Annotated in this window: 16 protein-coding genes; 9 read left to right on the forward strand and 7 right to left on the reverse strand. The window is 67.4% G+C overall.

Going from position 1 to position 16,131, the window contains the following annotated elements:
* Positions 1-27 precede the first annotated feature (27 nt).
* Positions 28-840, reverse strand: coding sequence for a tRNA1(Val) (adenine(37)-N6)-methyltransferase (locus HW532_RS04895; RefSeq protein WP_213163329.1), 813 nt, complete (start codon positions 838-840; stop codon positions 28-30).
* The gene (locus HW532_RS04900) at positions 837-1,046 is read right to left on the reverse strand and encodes a putative signal transducing protein (RefSeq protein WP_213163330.1); all 210 of its coding nucleotides are present in this window, start codon (positions 1,044-1,046) and stop codon (positions 837-839) included. Before HW532_RS04900 ends, HW532_RS04895 begins: the two co-directional genes overlap by 4 nt.
* Before the next feature lie 123 nt (positions 1,047-1,169).
* Here HW532_RS04900 and HW532_RS04905 point away from each other — a divergent pair, with 123 nt between their 5' ends.
* Both HW532_RS04905 and HW532_RS04910 read left to right on the forward strand, forming a co-directional pair.
* A complete protein-coding gene (locus tag HW532_RS04905; RefSeq protein WP_246479933.1) occupies positions 1,170-2,186 on the forward strand; it encodes a polyprenyl synthetase family protein in 1,017 nt (338 codons plus the stop codon).
* A gap of 196 nt (positions 2,187-2,382) precedes the next feature.
* Complete coding sequence (locus HW532_RS04910) at positions 2,383-3,429, forward strand: linear amide C-N hydrolase (protein WP_246479556.1); 1,047 nt, start codon at positions 2,383-2,385, stop codon at positions 3,427-3,429.
* 23 nt (positions 3,430-3,452) lie between these two features.
* Here HW532_RS04910 and HW532_RS04915 read toward each other — a convergent pair whose 3' ends face one another.
* From HW532_RS04915 to HW532_RS04925, 3 genes are all read right to left on the reverse strand, one after another.
* Complete coding sequence (locus HW532_RS04915; protein WP_213163331.1) at positions 3,453-4,346, reverse strand: 4-(cytidine 5'-diphospho)-2-C-methyl-D-erythritol kinase; 894 nt, start codon at positions 4,344-4,346, stop codon at positions 3,453-3,455.
* 30 nt (positions 4,347-4,376) lie between these two features.
* On the reverse strand, positions 4,377-6,113 hold the full coding sequence (locus HW532_RS04920; RefSeq protein ID WP_213163332.1) for a tetratricopeptide repeat protein: 1,737 nt from the start codon (positions 6,111-6,113) through the stop codon (positions 4,377-4,379).
* A 208-nt stretch (positions 6,114-6,321) separates the two neighbouring features.
* Positions 6,322-7,965, reverse strand: a complete 1,644-nt coding sequence (locus HW532_RS04925) for an electron transfer flavoprotein-ubiquinone oxidoreductase (protein ID WP_213164428.1) — start codon at positions 7,963-7,965, stop codon at positions 6,322-6,324.
* Positions 7,966-8,146: 181 nt separating this feature from the next.
* Between HW532_RS04925 and HW532_RS04930 the strand changes: the two genes are divergently transcribed.
* From HW532_RS04930 to HW532_RS04940, 3 genes are all read left to right on the forward strand, one after another.
* Positions 8,147-9,022 carry a uracil-DNA glycosylase gene (locus tag HW532_RS04930; RefSeq protein WP_246479557.1) on the forward strand — a complete coding sequence of 292 codons (876 nt, stop codon included), beginning with the start codon at positions 8,147-8,149 and terminating at the stop codon, positions 9,020-9,022.
* Positions 9,023-9,192: 170 nt separating this feature from the next.
* Positions 9,193-9,732, forward strand: a complete 540-nt coding sequence (locus HW532_RS04935) for an RNA polymerase sigma factor (RefSeq protein WP_213163333.1) — start codon at positions 9,193-9,195, stop codon at positions 9,730-9,732.
* Positions 9,729-10,529 (forward strand): anti-sigma factor family protein, encoded by an 801-nt coding sequence (locus HW532_RS04940; protein WP_213163334.1) that lies wholly within the window; start codon positions 9,729-9,731, stop codon positions 10,527-10,529. The genes HW532_RS04935 and HW532_RS04940 overlap by 4 nt, the downstream gene beginning before the upstream one ends.
* An 8-nt stretch (positions 10,530-10,537) precedes the next feature.
* Here HW532_RS04940 and purN read toward each other — a convergent pair whose 3' ends face one another.
* Together purN and purM are read right to left on the reverse strand one after the other, a co-directional pair.
* Entirely contained in the window at positions 10,538-11,188 is a 651-nt protein-coding gene (gene purN, locus HW532_RS04945) for a phosphoribosylglycinamide formyltransferase (protein ID WP_213164430.1), read from the reverse strand.
* 5 nt (positions 11,189-11,193) lie between these two features.
* The gene (gene purM, locus HW532_RS04950) at positions 11,194-12,285 is read right to left on the reverse strand and encodes a phosphoribosylformylglycinamidine cyclo-ligase (RefSeq protein ID WP_213163335.1); all 1,092 of its coding nucleotides are present in this window, start codon (positions 12,283-12,285) and stop codon (positions 11,194-11,196) included.
* A 181-nt stretch (positions 12,286-12,466) separates the two neighbouring features.
* Here purM and HW532_RS04955 point away from each other — a divergent pair, with 181 nt between their 5' ends.
* From HW532_RS04955 to HW532_RS04970, 4 genes are all read left to right on the forward strand, one after another.
* On the forward strand, positions 12,467-13,612 hold the full coding sequence (locus HW532_RS04955; RefSeq protein ID WP_213163336.1) for a DUF2066 domain-containing protein: 1,146 nt from the start codon (positions 12,467-12,469) through the stop codon (positions 13,610-13,612).
* Positions 13,613-13,691: 79 nt separating this feature from the next.
* A complete protein-coding gene (locus HW532_RS04960) occupies positions 13,692-14,225 on the forward strand; it encodes a CDP-alcohol phosphatidyltransferase family protein (protein ID WP_343068651.1) in 534 nt (177 codons plus the stop codon).
* A gap of 29 nt (positions 14,226-14,254) precedes the next feature.
* Positions 14,255-15,412 carry an AI-2E family transporter gene (locus HW532_RS04965; protein WP_213163338.1) on the forward strand — a complete coding sequence of 386 codons (1,158 nt, stop codon included), beginning with the start codon at positions 14,255-14,257 and terminating at the stop codon, positions 15,410-15,412.
* Positions 15,409-16,128, forward strand: a complete 720-nt coding sequence (locus HW532_RS04970; protein ID WP_246479558.1) for a P-loop NTPase family protein — start codon at positions 15,409-15,411, stop codon at positions 16,126-16,128. The genes HW532_RS04965 and HW532_RS04970 overlap by 4 nt, the downstream gene beginning before the upstream one ends.
* Positions 16,129-16,131: the final 3 nt, after the last annotated feature.

The following is a 16,131-nucleotide window of genomic DNA, read 5'->3' on the forward strand; positions in this document are numbered from 1 at the left end:
CCGAACCCCGTCCCCGGGGTCTGCCGGTCAGGCGACGTCGAGCGCCGCCCCATGGCGCAGCACCGCCTCCGCCGCCGGTGTGAAACCGTTGTCGGGCCCGTGCAGGACCAGCCCCTGCAGGAGCGTCGTGCCGGCCCGGCTCCCCTTCACGGCCTGGACGATGACGCGAGATGCGGGCTCGCCGTCCCGCGGAAAGAGCGGCAGCACACGCACGTCGCCCGCGCGGCGCGCGAAGCCCGCAAGGATCGCCCCCAGCGAATCGGCGCGGTGGATGAGCGTCACCGTGCCGCGTGGCGCGGCCATGGCGGTCATCGCCCTGATCCAGCTTTCAAGGTCGCCCGCCGCCATGGCGTGGGCTGTGCGCTTGTGATCGCGAGGCGAGGACTGCACCCGGCCGAGCTCGAAATAGGGCGGATTGGCGAAGACGTGCCGGAAGCTGCCCGGCATCAGGCGGTCCCTGTGCCGCGCCCGCGTGATCTCGCGCATATCGCCCTCCACGATATCCAGCGCATCGGCAAAGCCGTTGCGGGCCGCGTTGTCGCGCGCGAGGCCTGCGTGATAGGGCGATATCTCGACCCCCGTCACATGCACTCCCTTCGCCCGGGCCAGGAGACAGAGGGCCGGAACGCCCGTGCCAAGCCCCGCCTCGAGCACCCGGTCTCCGGCCTCGCAGGGCACGGCGGCGGCGAGGAACACCGCGTCGATCCCCGCGCGATAGCCCTTCTTCGGCTGGAGGATGCGCAAGCGCCCGCCAAGGAAACCGTCCTCGGTCAGCTCGTCCCCTGCCGCCTCGCCGCCGCCATCGGGGGTCGTGCCGCGGCCCGGATCGGCCGCCGTCATTGCCCGATTCCGGCCTCGGCCAGGAGGCGCTCCGCGCGGGTTGCCTTCTCGTCCTCCACCATCAGGCGCCGGGGCAGGATGCCGAGGCTGCCCTCCACCACGCTCATATTGGCATCGAAGACGGCATGATGGATGCCGGCATCCTCCAGAAGCGAGGCAGCATAGGAGATCAGGACGGCATCGTTGGTACGCAGGATCTCTCGCATGATCGGGCGAACTCTAGACGAGATGGTTCAAGCGGCCAATAGTCGCTCTTGACCCCTGACTCGCCGGCTCCCTATTCTGGCGCCTTCTGCAGACAACGATCAGGCATAGTGGTGGTGGATCAGGTGGGCGTCGTCGTACCATTCGACAGCAAGGAAGACGGGTCGTCGGGCCTCGAACCCCTCTTGGCGCTTGTCACGGAGGACATGGCCCGCGTGAACGAGGCCATCCTGGCCCGGGCCCATTCCGACGTCGAGATGATCCCGGACGTCGCCCATCACCTGATCGATTCGGGCGGCAAGCGGCTGCGCCCGATGCTGACCGTCGCCGCCGCGCAGATGTGCGGCTATCGCGGCGACCACCACATCAAGCTCGCCGCGGCGGTGGAGTTCATGCACACCGCGACCCTGCTCCACGACGACGTGGTGGACGAGAGCGAGCTGCGCCGCGGCAAGAAGGCGGCGCGCATGCTGTGGGGCAACCAGGCGAGCGTCCTCGTCGGCGACTATCTTCTGGGCCAGGCCTTCAAGATGATGGTGGAGACCCGCTCGCTCGACGCGCTGCGCATCCTCTCCCACGCCGCCGCCGTGATCGCGGAGGGCGAGGTGCTCCAGCTCGCTGCACAGAAGGACACCTCCACCACGGAGGACGCCTATCTGCGCATCATCGACGCCAAGACCGCCGCGCTGTTCTCCGCCGCCGGCGAGGTGGGCGCGGCCATTGCCGAGCATCCCCGCGCCGAGCAACAGGCGCTCCAGTCCTATGGCCGCAATCTCGGCCTGGCCTTCCAGCTCATCGACGATGCGCTCGACTATTCGGGCAAGCAGGCGCTGCTCGGCAAGTCGGTGGGCGACGATTTCCGCGAGGGCAAGATCACCCTGCCTGTCGTGCTCGCCTACCGGCGCGGCGACGAGGAGGAACGCGCCTTCTGGGCCCGGGTCCTCCAGGACGGCCAGCAGGCCGAGGACGATCTTCCCCATGCCATCTCGCTGATCGAGACGCATGGCGCGATCGATGACACGATCGAGCGCGCCCGCCATTACGGTGCCATCGCGCGCGAGGCGCTGGCGATCTTCCCGGACTCAGACCACAAGCACGCGCTCGTCAAGGCCGTCGATTTCTGCATCGACCGCGCCTACTGACCCTGTCTCCCGAAACGAAGGCGAAGGCGGCTCTGCCCGTCTCCCCGGTGGGCCTCTCTCCGGGGTCACCTTTCACGCGAGAACAATCTCGCCTTGAATTGACATTCTTTGTTCTCCGCCCCTAGTTTTCAAAAGATAAACCGGGGGCTGGCGCAACAAGGACAAGTTAATTCAATTTATTTCGAGAGGATTGATCATGCCCCTGTTCCGCAAGACAGCCGTCTGCATCGTGTCCCTCGGGGCAGCGATGGCGACGTTCAACCTGGCCGATGCCTGCACCCGCATTCTCTGGAACGACAACGACTATGCCGTGATGGTCGGGCGGACAATGGATTGGCCCGAATCGACGGAGCCGGTTCTGACGGTGTTTCCGCGCGGCGTCGAGCGCGATGGCGGCAAGGTGGGGCCGGATGTCGTCGTCGAGGAGAACCCCGCAAAGTGGACCTCGAAATACGCGACCCTGGTCACGACGATCTACGGCATCGGGTCCGCGGACGGGATCAACGAGCGCGGGCTTGCCGCGCACATGCTCTATCTGAATGCCGCCGACTACGGGGACCGGGATACGGCGAAGAAAGGGCTTCAGGCCGGCCTGTGGGCGCAGTATGTGCTGGACAATGCAGCGACCGTGGAGGAGGCCCTGATGCTCCTTGAGGATGTGCAGGTCGTCATGGCGCAGGCCCACGGTCACGACGCGAATGTGCATCTGACGATCGAGGACGCCACGGGCGATTCCGCCATCATCGAATATATCGAGGGAAAGCCAGTGATCCATCATGGTCGCCAATACACGATCATGACGAACGATCCGGCCTATGACGAGCAACTGGCGCTGCTCGAGAAGCAGGATTTCTCCAAGCCCGCGAGCGATATGCCGCTGCCCGGCAACGTCAATCCGGTGGACCGGTTCCAAAGAGCCGCCTACTACCGTACCCTGTTGCCCGACCCGGAGAACGAGCGCGAGGCGGCCGCCGGCATCCTCGCCATCGCACGCAATGTGTCGGTGCCGTTCGGCGCGCCCTACAAGGGCTTCGGCATTTACAACACCGAGTATCGCACGGCAACCAACCTGAATACGAAGCGCTATTATTTCGAACTCACCGACAGCCCGAACGTGATCTGGGCCGACCTCACCGAGATGAACCTCGAGGAGGGACAGCCCGTCCTGGCGCTCGATCCCGACGACATTTCCCTTTCGGGCAATGTGACCGACCGTTTCAAGCCCATCGCGGCTCCGTTCTGAGCGCAGCCTAACGGCGATACGCCCTAGCGGAACGTCGTCGCCGCGACCCACCAGCCGGGATGGGCCGTGGCGATCCGGTCGGCGGCCGCGTCGGCTTCCGCCCGGGACCCGAACAGGGCAAAGCAGGTCGCGCCACTGCCGGACATGCGCGCAAGGAGCGTGCCCGGGCAGGCTTCCAGCGCATCGAGCACCCGGTCGATCTCCGGCACGAGTGCGCGCGCCGGGATCTCCAGATCGTTACGGCACGCGCCAAGCAGCCCGGCGAGCTCTTCCGCCGTGCGCCAGCCGCCGGCCGGCAGCGGCGGATGGGGCGCGCCCGCCCCTTCTCCCGGCGTCAGATCGAGACGGGCGAAGACGTCCGGCGTCGACACCGCATGCCCCGGATTGACCAGAACCGCGCCATGGGGCGGCAGACCGGGCGCCGGAGAGAGCCGCTCGCCGATCCCGGCCATGACGGTCGCCCGGCTTTCGAGGCAGACCGGCACATCCGCGCCGAGCCTTCGCGCGAGCTCGTGAAGCGTGTCGCCATCGGGCGAGAGGCCGGCCAGCGCGCACAGCCCCCTGAGCGTCGCCGCGGCATCCGCCGAGCCGCCGCCAATGCCGGAGGAGACGGGCAGGTGCTTTGCGAGCGTCATGCGGGCAGGCGGAATGCGGCCGGGAAACCGCTCCGACAAGGCATGCGCGGCACGCAGAACCAGATTGTCGCCCCCGCCGGACAGTCCGCCGCCGAAGGGTCCGGCCACCTCCAGAGAGAACCGGTCTGCCGGCGCGAAGGCCAGCTCGTCGCCCGCCTCGGCGAAGACGACGAAGCTCTCCAGCAGGTGATAGCCATCGCCCCGCCGGCCGACCACATGGAGGGTGAGATTGATCTTGGCGCGCGCGCGTTCGACCGCACGCCGATCCGCATTCGAGGCCATCCGTCGTCCTGCCGCGCCGTTACCGCCTTGTCACGATCTCTTGTCGTTCTCGGGCAGGGCGAGCTCCGGACCGGGCTTCTCCGCCCCGTTCAGGCCGCGCTCCAGCTTGCGGTCGAGGGTCTCCAGGAGATCGGGCTCGGGATCGCTGTCCTTGGCGTGCTGCCACTGGAACTGCGCCTCGAGCCTGCGACCGACCTTCCAGTAGGCATCTCCGAGATGGTCGTTGATGATCGGATCGTCCGGCTTGAGCTCCACGGCCCGCTCGAGCTGTTCGACGGCCTTCTCGTACTGGCCGAGCCGGTAATAGCCCCAGCCGAGGCTGTCGACGATATAGCCGTCATTCGGGCGCTGATCGACAGATTCCTTGATCATGTCGAGCGCCTCGTCGAGATGCACGCCCTGATCGATCCATGAATAGCCGAGATAGTTCAGCACGAGCGGCTGGCCGGGTTGCAACTCCAGCGCCTTCAGGAGATCGGCCTCCGCCTTCTCCCACTGCTTGGAGCGCTCGTAGCTCATGCCCCGGAAATAGAACACCGTCCATTGCTGGGGTATCGGTGTGTCCATCAGCTCGATGACCTTGGAGTAGTAGACGGCGGCATCCTCGAAGCGCGAATGGGAGCGCATGATGTTGCCGAGCGTCATATAGGCGTCGTAGCTGTCGGGCTCACGCTCGACGAGGGCCTTGAGCATGGCCTCCGCCTCGTCGGTCCGCCCCATCGCGTCCAGATTGCCGGCCGCGCGGATGCGGGCATTCTTGCGCAGCGGCGACGAGGCCGGCACCAGCTCGTAGGCCTCGATGGCCTCCTGGTTGCGCCCCATATCGGTGAAGATGTCGCCGAGCAGCGTCTGCGCGACCACGAGATCGGGCTTCACGTCGAGCGCGAGGCGCACATAGACGAGTGCGAGATCGATGCCCGTCTCGTCGGTCAGCGCGCTCGACAGGCTGAACATCGCCTCCCCGATCCCCGAACGCGCATTGCGCACGAACGGCCGGGGCGACATGCCGTGGCGAACATTGTCGTAGGCCTGCCGGACCAGCGGATTCTCCGGCGCGTTGTCGAGATAGGCCCGGTAGACGGCCTCAGCCTCCTCCGGCCGGCCGTGACGCTCCAGGAAGTTGCCATAGGCCTGCACGACGCGCAGCGAGGTGCCCGCCTCGTCATAGGCCTTCTTGTAGAGCGGCCCGGCGCGCGTGCCCATGCCGAGCATGTCGGCGATCAGCGCGGAATGGAACGTCTTGTAGATCCCGAAGGAATCGTTGCGGTCGAGCACATCCAGCGCCTTGAAGGCGCCCGTCGGATCGCGCTGGGCGGCATGGACCCAGGCCGACAGGAGCCCCGCCGTCAGCTCGCCGATGGGTGTGTAGGAGGCCTCGTCGAAATGCGTCAGCGCGCTGTCGTAGCGGCCGCGCTTGAAGTCCTTCAGCCCCAGCACGATGTGCGCCATCCGGTGGCGCTCGTTGATGCCGATCAGCCGTTCGGCAAGCCGCTCCGAGCGGGTGATGTTGCCCGCCGACATCTCCGCGACGAAGGCGCGCTCCAGGAGGGCGGCATTGCCGGGGTCCTGCGCGAGCGCGTCGGAGAAATACCGCGCCGCCGCGCTCATGTCGCGCTCCTGTATCGCATGCCGTCCGGCGAGATAGTTGCCGGAGAGCGACGACAGCGCGTCGGCGCCCGGCTGCGATGCGGAGGCCGCGAATGCCGACACGGCGATCCCCAGGCCTGCAACAATTCCAAGGGTCCGGATCGGGCGAAGCAGCATCATGAAATATCCGTTCCTAGAGCCGGTCTGCCAGCGCCCGGCACCGAAGGCCGCCGGGCTGTTCGTTTGGAGAGCATGCGGGTTTTCCGGGTGTCCCGCAAGTCGCCAGGGCAGCCGGGCCGGAGATGCAGCCTCCCCGGCCCCGCCCCCGCACGTCGAAACGCTTCTATGACACATCGAGGCCAGACAGAGGCAGCGGAACCGCGTCCCGTCACATATTGGGATAGTTCGGCCCGCCGCCGCCCTCCGGCGTCACCCAGTTGATGTTCTGGGCGGGGTCCTTGATGTCGCAGGTCTTGCAGTGCACGCAGTTCTGCGCGTTGACCTGGAAGCGCGGGTTCCCGCCGTCATCGTCATAGACGACCTCGTAGACGCCCGCCGGGCAGTAGCGCTGCGCCGGCTCGTCATATTCCGGCAGGTTCTTCGCAATCGGAATATCCGGGTCCTTCAGCGTCAGATGGCTCGGCTGGTCCTCCTCGTGATTGGTGTTGGAGAAGGACAAATCCGTCAGCCGGTCGAAGCTGATCACGCCGTCGGGCTTGGGATACTCGATCTTCCTGGCATAGCGCGCCGGCTTCAGGGTCGCGTAATCCGGCTTGCCATGCTTCATCGTGCCGAACAGGGAGAAGCCGAACAGCTCGTTCATCCACATGTCGAGGCCGCCGAGCGCCAGCCCGCCGACGAGACCGAGTTTCGACCAGAGCGGCTTCACATTGCGCACCGCCTTGAGGTCCTTGTAGACCCAGGAGCCGCGATAGCGCTCCTCGTAATCGGCGAGCTCGTCGCCCTCGCGTCCCGCCTGGATGGCCTCGAAAGCCGATTCGGCGGCGAGCATTCCCGTCTTCATCGCATTGTGCGAGCCCTTGATGCGCGGCACGTTCACGAAACCAGCCGAGCAACCGATCAGCGCGCCGCCCGGGAAGGCGAGCTTCGGCACGGACTGGAAGCCGCCCTCGGTGATGGCGCGCGCGCCATAGGCAATGCGCCGGCCGCCTTCCAGCACCGGCTGGATCATCGGATGGTGCTTGAAGCGCTGGAACTCCGCGAAGGGATAGAGATACGGGTTCTCGTAGTTGAGATGCACCACGAAGCCGATGGAGACCAGATTGTCCTCCAGATGGTACATGAAGCTGCCGCCGCCGGCATTGGAGCCGAGCGGCCACCCCATGGTATGGGTCACCTGGCCGGCCTTGTGGTTCTCCGGCCGGACCTCCCACAGCTCCTTCATTCCGATGCCGAATTTCTGCGGCTCGCGCCCCTGCGACAGGCCGAACTTGTCGATCAGCACCTTGGCCAGCGAGCCGCGCACGCCCTCCCCGATGAAGACATACTTGCCATGGAGCTCCATGCCGGGCTGATAGTCGGCCTTGTGCGACCCGTCGCGCGCGATGCCGAACACACCGGCGACCACGCCCTTCACCGAGCCGTCCTCGCGATAGACGAGATCGGAACAGGCAAAGCCCGGATAGATCTCCACTCCCATCGCCTCGGCCTGCTCGGCGAGCCAGCGGCAGACATTGCCGAGCGACACGGCATAGTTGCCATGATTGTTCATGAGCCTCGGCATGCCCCAGTTGGGCAGGCGGAAGGCGCCCGCGGGCCCGAGCATGTAGAACCGGTCCTCGTTCACCGGAACGTTGAGCGGCGCGCCCTTCTCCTTCCAGTCGGGAATGAGCTCGTCGAGCGCGATCGGATCGACCACGGCGCCGGACAGGATATGCGCGCCGACCTCCGAGCCCTTCTCCAGAACGCACACGGAAAGCTCCGCACCCGCGGCCTCGGCGAGCTGCTTGAGGCGGATCGACGCGGCGAGACCGGCGGGACCCGCCCCCACGATCACGACGTCGTATTCCATGGATTCGCGTTCGACTGCGCCGCTGGCTTCGCTCACCTTGGTCCTCCCATTGCCGATCTGCCCTTCGCGTTTACCGGCTCACGGCCTGCTGTCAACCGCAAGAGGCGATGCTGCCCCTCGATGTCGAGGCCTGTTATAGTGGAGGCGAACCAATCTGGAAACGCTCTAACGAGGCCTGACGGTGCACGGAAACGACCCGCAATCCGCCGATCCCGCCGACCTTCTGCGCTGGTATGCGGAGATGGGCGTGGACGAGACCGTGGGGGACGCCGCCGTGGACCGCTTCGCCGTCTCCGCGAGGCAGCGCGCCGAGCGCGAGGCTGCCGCCGCGGCCCGAAAGGCCGCGCGGGAGGCCTCCGCGCCCGGGCCGGACGCCTCGTCCCGCGCAGCGCCTGCGCCTGCGCGCCCGGTTGCCCCGCCGCTGTCCTCCGACGAGGCGGTGGAGGATGCCCGTTCGCGTGCGACGAAATGCGAAAGCCTCGACGAGCTGGTGGCGGTGCTTGAGGGCTTCGACGCCTGCCCGCTCAAGAAGACGGCCACCAATCTCGTCTTCTCCGACGGCAATCCGAAGGCCCGCGTCATGATCGTCGGCGAGGCGCCGGGGCGCGACGAGGATCTCAAGGGCAAGCCCTTCGTCGGCCGCTCCGGTCAGCTTCTCGACCGGATGCTCGCCGCCATCGGCCTGTCGCGCCACGAGGAGGATCCGGCGAAGGCCGTCTTCATCTCCAACTGCATCTTCTGGCGCCCGCCCGGCAACCGCAAGCCGACGGAGGCGGAGACGCTCATGTGCCTGCCCTTCGTGGAGCGCGCCATCGAGCTTGCCCATCCCGACATCCTGGTGCTTCTGGGCGCGACCTCGGCCGGACGCCTCCTGCGCACCACCCAGGGCATCATGCGCACCCGGGGCCGGTGGACGGAATACAAAAGCCCCGGCGGCGAGACCTTCCGCACCATCGCCTCGCTCCATCCGGCCTATCTCCTGCGCCAGCCTGCCCACAAGCGGCTCGCCTGGCGCGACCTTCTGGAAGTCCGCAAGGCGCTCGACGAGAGCGTCTGAGGGCGCCCCGGAGGGAATAGACGTCATCACAATGTGTTGATCGAAACGGGATGCCCGGTCGAATCCGGGCAAAATCGCGCATCCGGAGACCGCCGGCAGGCATTGGGCTCCCATGGCTGTTGGGAATAGGATGGACGGGCAGCGTTCCCCCAATCAGCCAGGACCGTTCCATGACCGATCTCCCCGAGGCGCTCGAAGAGCATATCCCCGCATTGCGGCGGTATGCGTCGGCCCTTCTGGGAAACCGGGACCGCGCCGACGAGCTCGTGCAGGACACGCTCGAGCGCGCCCTCTCGCGCCGGCATCTGTTTCGGGTGGACCGCAACCTCAGGGGCTGGCTGTTTACGATCATGCACAATCTCTACGCCAACAATGCCAGATCGCGGTCCCGCGCCCCGGGATTCGTGCCGGTCGAGGATGCCGCCCACCGGCTGAGCGACGGGCCGCACCAGGATGACCACATGGCACTGCGCGACCTTCAGCGCGCCCTGTCGGAGATGACGCCCCAGCACCGCACCGTCCTGCTGCTCATCGGACTGGAAGGCCTGAGCTACCGGGAAGCCGCGGAGGTGCTCGACATCCCGGTCGGCACCGTCATGTCGAGACTGGCGCGCGCGAGGGAACGGCTGCGCCTCATGCTGGGCGACGGCCGGGGCACCGTGCCCGCCGTCGAGGAGGGCGCCCCGCCCGCGCGGCGACGCGCACCATGACGGACCCGGCCCGCAATATCACCGAGGACGAGCTCCACGCCTATGTGGACGGCGCGCTCAAGGAGCGCCGGCGCCAGGCGGTGGAGGCCTGGCTCGCCGCACATCCGGCCGATGCGGAGCGGGTCGCGGCCTGGCGCCGCCAGATCGCGCTCATGTCGAAGGCCTATGGCGCCATCGCCGAGGAGCCCGTTCCCGCCCACCTGTGTGCGCGAACCATCGCGGCGCGCCTCGGGGAACGGCGCCCGGCCACGAGGCTTCGCCGGGGCGGTCTCGCCGCCGCCGCGGCCGTCCTGCTGGCGCTCGGGATGGCCGGCGGATGGATGGCGCACGGGCTTCTGGGCTCCGCGTCACCGGAGGCGGAGGAGGTCTGGCACCAGGCGCTCTCGGCGCATCGCGTCTTCACCGTGGAGAAGCGCCACGCCGTGGAGGTCGGCAGCGACCAGCGCGAGCATCTGGTGCGCTGGCTCTCCAACCGGCTCGGCTACGAGGTCGTCATACCGGACCTTGCGGGCCACGGCTTCCGCCTCATGGGCGGGCGGCTGCTGGCGTCGTCCGGCGAGCCCGCCGCGCAGTTCATGTACGAGAATGCCGGCGGCGACCGGCTGACGCTCTACGTGACACGCGCCAATGGCGGCGCCGATGCCGGCTTCAGCATGGGCCAGGAGAACGGCATGAGCGCCTTCTACTGGTATGACGGCCGGGTATCCTACGCCCTCGTCGGCACCCTGTCGCGCGAGGCGCTCAACGCCATCGCAATCGACGTCTACCGCCAGCTCGAGGGCGTGAGGCCGAGCTGATCCCCGCCTCAGGGGTGCGGCGAGACAAGCGGTGCCGCCGGTGTCTCGTCGCCCTCATAGACCACCTGTTCGCCGGACAGTCGGACCCTGCCCGACGCCACGAGCCTGAGCGCGAGCGGATAGACGATATGCTCCGCCTTGAGGACGCGCGCGGCGAGTTCGTCGGCCGTGTCGTTGCCGAGAACCGGCACGGCGGCCTGCGCGATGATCGGGCCGGCATCCATTTCCGGGCGCATGAAATGCACCGTGCAGCCGGTGATGCGTCCACCCTCCGCCAGCACCCGCTCATGGGTGTTGAGCCCGCGATAGGCGGGCAGGAGCGAGGGATGGATGTTGAGGATGCGGTTGCGCCAGCGCTCCACGAAGCCGTCCGTCAGGAGCCTGAGGAAGCCCGCGCAACAGATGATCTCGACCTTGGCCTCGCCGAGCACCGCGTCGAGCCGCTCCTCGAACGACTCGCGGCTCGAATAGGTCTTGTGGTCGATGGTCGCGGTGGCGATGCCGGCGTCCTCCGCCAGCTTCAGGCCGCGCGCGCCGGGGCGGTTGGAGACGACAAGCGCGATCTCGGCCGGGTAGTCGTCGGCCTGGCATGCCTCGATGAGCGCGGCCAAGTTGCTCCCGCGCCCGGAGATCAGGACGGCGATCTTCTTGCGCGCCACTGTGCTCAAACCCCCCGTCCAAGCGATCCGCGAAGCGCGATCGCCGCATCGTCCTTGCGGGGCTCGACGGTGCCCAGCACGGCAACCCGCTCGCCCGCCGAGACGAGGGCCCGCGTGACCGCGTCGGCGCTTTCGGCGGCCACCACGACGACCATGCCGATGCCGCAGTTGAAGGTCCGCAGCATCTCCCTCTCCTCAATGCCACCCGCCTCTGCGAGCCAGCCGAAGACCGGCTGGACCGGCACATGATCGAGATCGATCGCGGCACAAACGTGGCCGGGCAGCACCCGCGGCACATTCTCCAGAAGCCCGCCGCCGGTGATATGGGCGAGCGCCTTCACGCCCCCGCCGCCCTCGCCGCGCAGCGCGCCGAGCACCGCGGACACATAGATCCGCGTCGGCTCGAGCAGTGCTTCGCCGAGCGACCGGTCCGGCGCGAAGGGCGCCGACGCGCCATAGTCGAGGCCGAGATCGGCGACCAGCCGGCGGATGAGCGAATAGCCGTTCGAATGCGGCCCCGAGGAGGCAAGTCCCAAAACCGCGTCGCCCGGCGCGATATCGGTGCGCGGCAGAACCGCATCGCGCTCCACCGCACCGACGGAGAAGCCCGCGAGATCGTAATCGCCATCGCCATAGAGCCCCGGCATCTCCGCCGTCTCCCCGCCGATGAGCGCCGCGCCCGCCTGCCGGCATCCCTCCGCCACGCCGGCGATCACGGCGCTGGCGGTGCCCACATCGAGGTGCGAGCTGGCGAAATAATCGAGGAAGAAGAGCGGCTCGGCGCCCTGCACCACCAGGTCGTTGACGCACATGGCCACGAGATCGATGCCGATCGTGTCGTGGCACCCGGTCTCGATGGCGATGCGCAGCTTGGTGCCCACACCGTCATTGGCCGCGACCAGGACGGGATCGGCGAACCCCGTGGCCTTGAGGTCGAAAAGCCCGCCGAAACCGCCGAGACCGGCATCCGCGCCCGGCCGCCTCGTGGAGGCCGCCAGCGGCTTGATCGCCTCCACCAGCGCATTGCCGGCATTGATATCGACACCGGCTTGGCTGTAGGTGTACCCGGAAGGTCGGTTGCCGGACTGTTCGCTCATAGGGTGCGTCCCGTTTCTAGTCGCCGATCATCCTGCCCCGCATGGGGGCGATCGAGTGGAGTTTTTCGTTGCGCCGCCGCGCAAGAGCAAGCAAAAAAGCGCGCCTTGCACAACCCGCTGGCACATGGCGCCCTGGAAACGACGTGCGCAAGGACCTTGTGAAGAGGACAGGTTGGAAGCCATGATCCCCGCTTCATCTCGCCCCGGCACGCCGCTTCGCCAAGGCAGCCACCGCGCAGGCCGGGCGCTGCGCTCGCCCCTCGCCCTTCTGGCTGTTCTCGTTACCGCAGCGTTCCTTGCCGCGCAGGCCGCGCCCGCGCACGCCAATCCGTTCACCGTGTCCGGCGTTCTCGTCGATGCCAAGGCGGAGGACGCCTCCGCTGCCAAGCTCAAGGCCATCGGCGAGGCGCAGGTCATCGCGTTCAAGCGGATGATTCGCCGCCTGTCCACCGAGGAGGCCGCCAAGAAGCTCGATACGCTCGGCCCGGCGACCATCGGCCGGATGATGGCGAGCCTCAGTATCGAGCAGGAGCGTTCCGGCCCCGGCCGCTACATCGCACGTCTGACCATCACCTTCCTGCCCGACGAGATCCGCAAGCTGTTCGCCAATTCGGGAATCCTGTTCACCGAGCAGACGGCGGAACCCGCCATGCTGCTGGCGATCTGGGACGGGCCCGACGGCCCTGTCCTGTGGGGCGACTCCAATCCCTGGGGCAACGCCTGGCGCCACATCGACACGACCAACGCCCTCACCCCGCTCGTCATTCCGCTGGGCGACGTGGCGGACCGCTCGACCGTCACCGCGCAACAGGTGCTTGCCGGCGACCCCGTGCATATCGAGGCCCTCACCTCGCGCTACGATGGCAAGGGCCTGCTCGTCGCGACGGCGCGGCCGGCCGGCGACAATACCGTCCACGTCACCGTCACGGGCTCCTCCGCGGTCGGCCAGATCAACTACGAAGAGACGATCACGGCCAAGTCCGGCGGCGACAAGGCGGCGGCCCGCAAGGCCGCACGGCGCTTCCTGACCGCGATGCAGGACCGCTGGAAGGAAAACCGCCTGACCCGTTACCGACCGCCCGCGCCGGAGCAGACCATCACGCTCGCCATCCCGTTCTCCGGCATCGGCGAATGGAACCGGATACGCGGACGTCTCCTCGCCTCGCGCATGATCTCCAGCGTGGATGTCGACTCGCTGTCGGGCAACGGCGCGATGGTCACCATGACCTACCGCTACAATCTCGATGCGCTGAGCCTGGAACTCAGGCGGCGGGGGTTCGCGTTGACCAGGGCAGGCAACCAGTGGGTCCTGCGGCAGTCCTATTGAGGCGCCGCGGCACGGTCCGCATGGCATCGCACGCGCATTCACCCCGGCTGAAGAGGGATCTGTCTTGAGTCTCCCCAACATGATCACCATAGGGCGCATCCTGCTCGTGCCCCTGACGGTCTGGCTGATCATCACGGGCCAGTTCCCGGCCGCGTTCCTGGTCTTCATCGTCGCCGGCATCTCCGACGCGGTCGACGGCTTCATCGCCAAGCATTTCGGCCAGACGACCGAGCTCGGCGCCTATCTCGACCCAATCGCCGACAAGCTGCTTCTGGTCAGCATCTATATCTCGCTCGGCTTCCTGAACGAGCTGCCGCCCTGGGTGGTGATCCTCGTCGTCTCGCGCGACATCCTGATCATCGGCGCGGTGCTCCTGTCCTGGCTCGTCGACAAGCCGGTGAAGGTGCAGCCGCTCGTCGTCTCCAAGATCAACACGGTGGCGCAGATCGTGCTCGCCTGCCTCGTGCTCGCGGCACTGGCTTTCGGTCTTGCGCTGAACAGCGTTATTCTCCTGTGTGCGATCGCAGTCGGCATATTGACCGTGCTCTCGGGCGCCGCCTACATGCGGGAATGGCTGCGGCATATGGCGAACGGGCTCACCGGATCGCCCTGAACGGCTCACGGGGGAAGGACACCGGCGCAATGGGTTCACACGAGAACGAGCTTCCCTCCGCCGTGACATTGCGGCGCCAGGTGATCTTCTGGGCCGTGACCTTCGTGGTCCTGGTGCTCTGCCTTTATGTGCTGCGCCAGATCCTCCTGCCCTTCATCGCCGGGCTGGCGCTCGCCTATTTCCTCGATCCGGTCGCCGACTGGCTCGAACGCCTCGGCCTGCCGCGCCTCGCCGCGACCTTCGTGATCCTCGGCCTGTTCCTGCTGGTCTTCGTGTTGGCCCTCCTGCTCGTCCTGCCGATCCTCGGCGACCAGATCGCAAGCTTCGCGCAGAAGCTACCGGGCTATGTGAACACGCTGGTCGCGCGCGCCAATGAGCTGACACCGCCCTGGCTCCTGGAGATGATCCAGCAGTCGGGGCCCAAGCTCTCCGGCTCGCTCTCCGACGTCGCAAGCCGGCTCGCCGGCTGGATCGGCTCGCTTCTGGGCTCGATCTGGAGCGGCGGCATGGCGCTCGTCAATCTCGTCTCGCTCGCCGTCGTCACCCCGATCGTCGCCTTCTACATGCTCGTCGACTGGGATCGCATGGTGGCCAGGGTCGATAGCTGGCTGCCGCGCGACCATGCCGAGACGATCCGCCAGCTCGCCCGCCAGATGAACGAGGCGGTGGCCGGCTTCATCCGCGGCCAGGGCACGGTCTGCCTCTCGCTCGGCCTGTTCTACGCCGTATCCCTGACGGTGGCAGGTCTCGATTTCGGGCTGCTGATCGGCATCCTGTCGGGGCTCTTGAGCTTCATTCCCTATATCGGCTCGCTGGTCGGAGGCATCCTCTCGATAGGCATGGCGCTGGTGCAGTTCTGGCCGGACTGGATCATGGTCCTCACCATTGCCGGCATCTTCGCCATCGGCCAGTTCATCGAGGGCAACTTCCTGTCCCCGCTGCTCGTGGGGGATCGGGTGGGGTTGCATCCGGTCTGGCTGATGTTCGCGCTGTTCGCCTTCGGCTATCTGTTCGGCTTCGTCGGCCTGCTGCTCGCCGTGCCGATGGCGGCCTGCGTGGCGGTCCTGGTGCGCTATGCCTTGAAGCGCTATCTCTCGAGCCCACTTTATCTGGGAGGCTCCGGCCCCGATCCGGCGCGTGCCGGCGGCGAAGCGGGCCAGAACAGCGAGAGCGACCGAACCACGTGAGCACCACCAAGCCGACCGGACCGGGCGCAGGCGCGCAACTCGTCCTCGATCTCGGCCTGAGGCCCGCAATGGGCCGCGAGGACTTTCTCGTGGCACCGAGCAACGAGGCCGCCGTCGCCGCCATCGACCGCTGGCCGGACTGGCCGGCGCCCGTCCTTGTGCTCGTCGGGCCCGCCGGCAGCGGCAAGACCCATCTGGCCGAGGTCTGGCGCACGCGCTGCGATGCGGTGCGGATCACCGCGCGCGATCTCGACGAGGACATGGTGAAGGCGCTCGGCGAGGCGGGCACCGTGATCCTGGAGGACGCCCCGGGCCCGGCGCTCAACGAGCGTGCCCTCTTCCATCTCGTCAACCATCTGCGCGAGCTCGGCGGCTATCTGCTGATCACCTCGCGGAGCTATCCCGCGCAATGGGCAATTGCCCTGCCCGACCTCGCGACACGCCTGAAGGCGGCGGCCGTGACCGCACTGTCAGCGCCGGACGACATGCTTCTGCGCGGCGTTCTGGTCAAGCTGTTCCAGGACCGCCAGATCGCCGTCGACGAGGCGCTGATCAGCTACATGATCGCGCGCATGGAGCGCTCCATGGAGGCGGCCCGCACACTGGTGGAGGAGATCGACCGGCGGGCGCTCGCCGCACGCGCACCGGTCACGCGCCGCTTCGCCGGCCGTGTCATGGACGAGCTTTCAGACCCCGGCGAGCCCGACGAGGAGTGAGAG

This window comes from Kaustia mangrovi (assembly GCF_015482775.1).
GTDB lineage: Bacteria > Pseudomonadota > Alphaproteobacteria > Rhizobiales > Im1 > Kaustia > Kaustia mangrovi.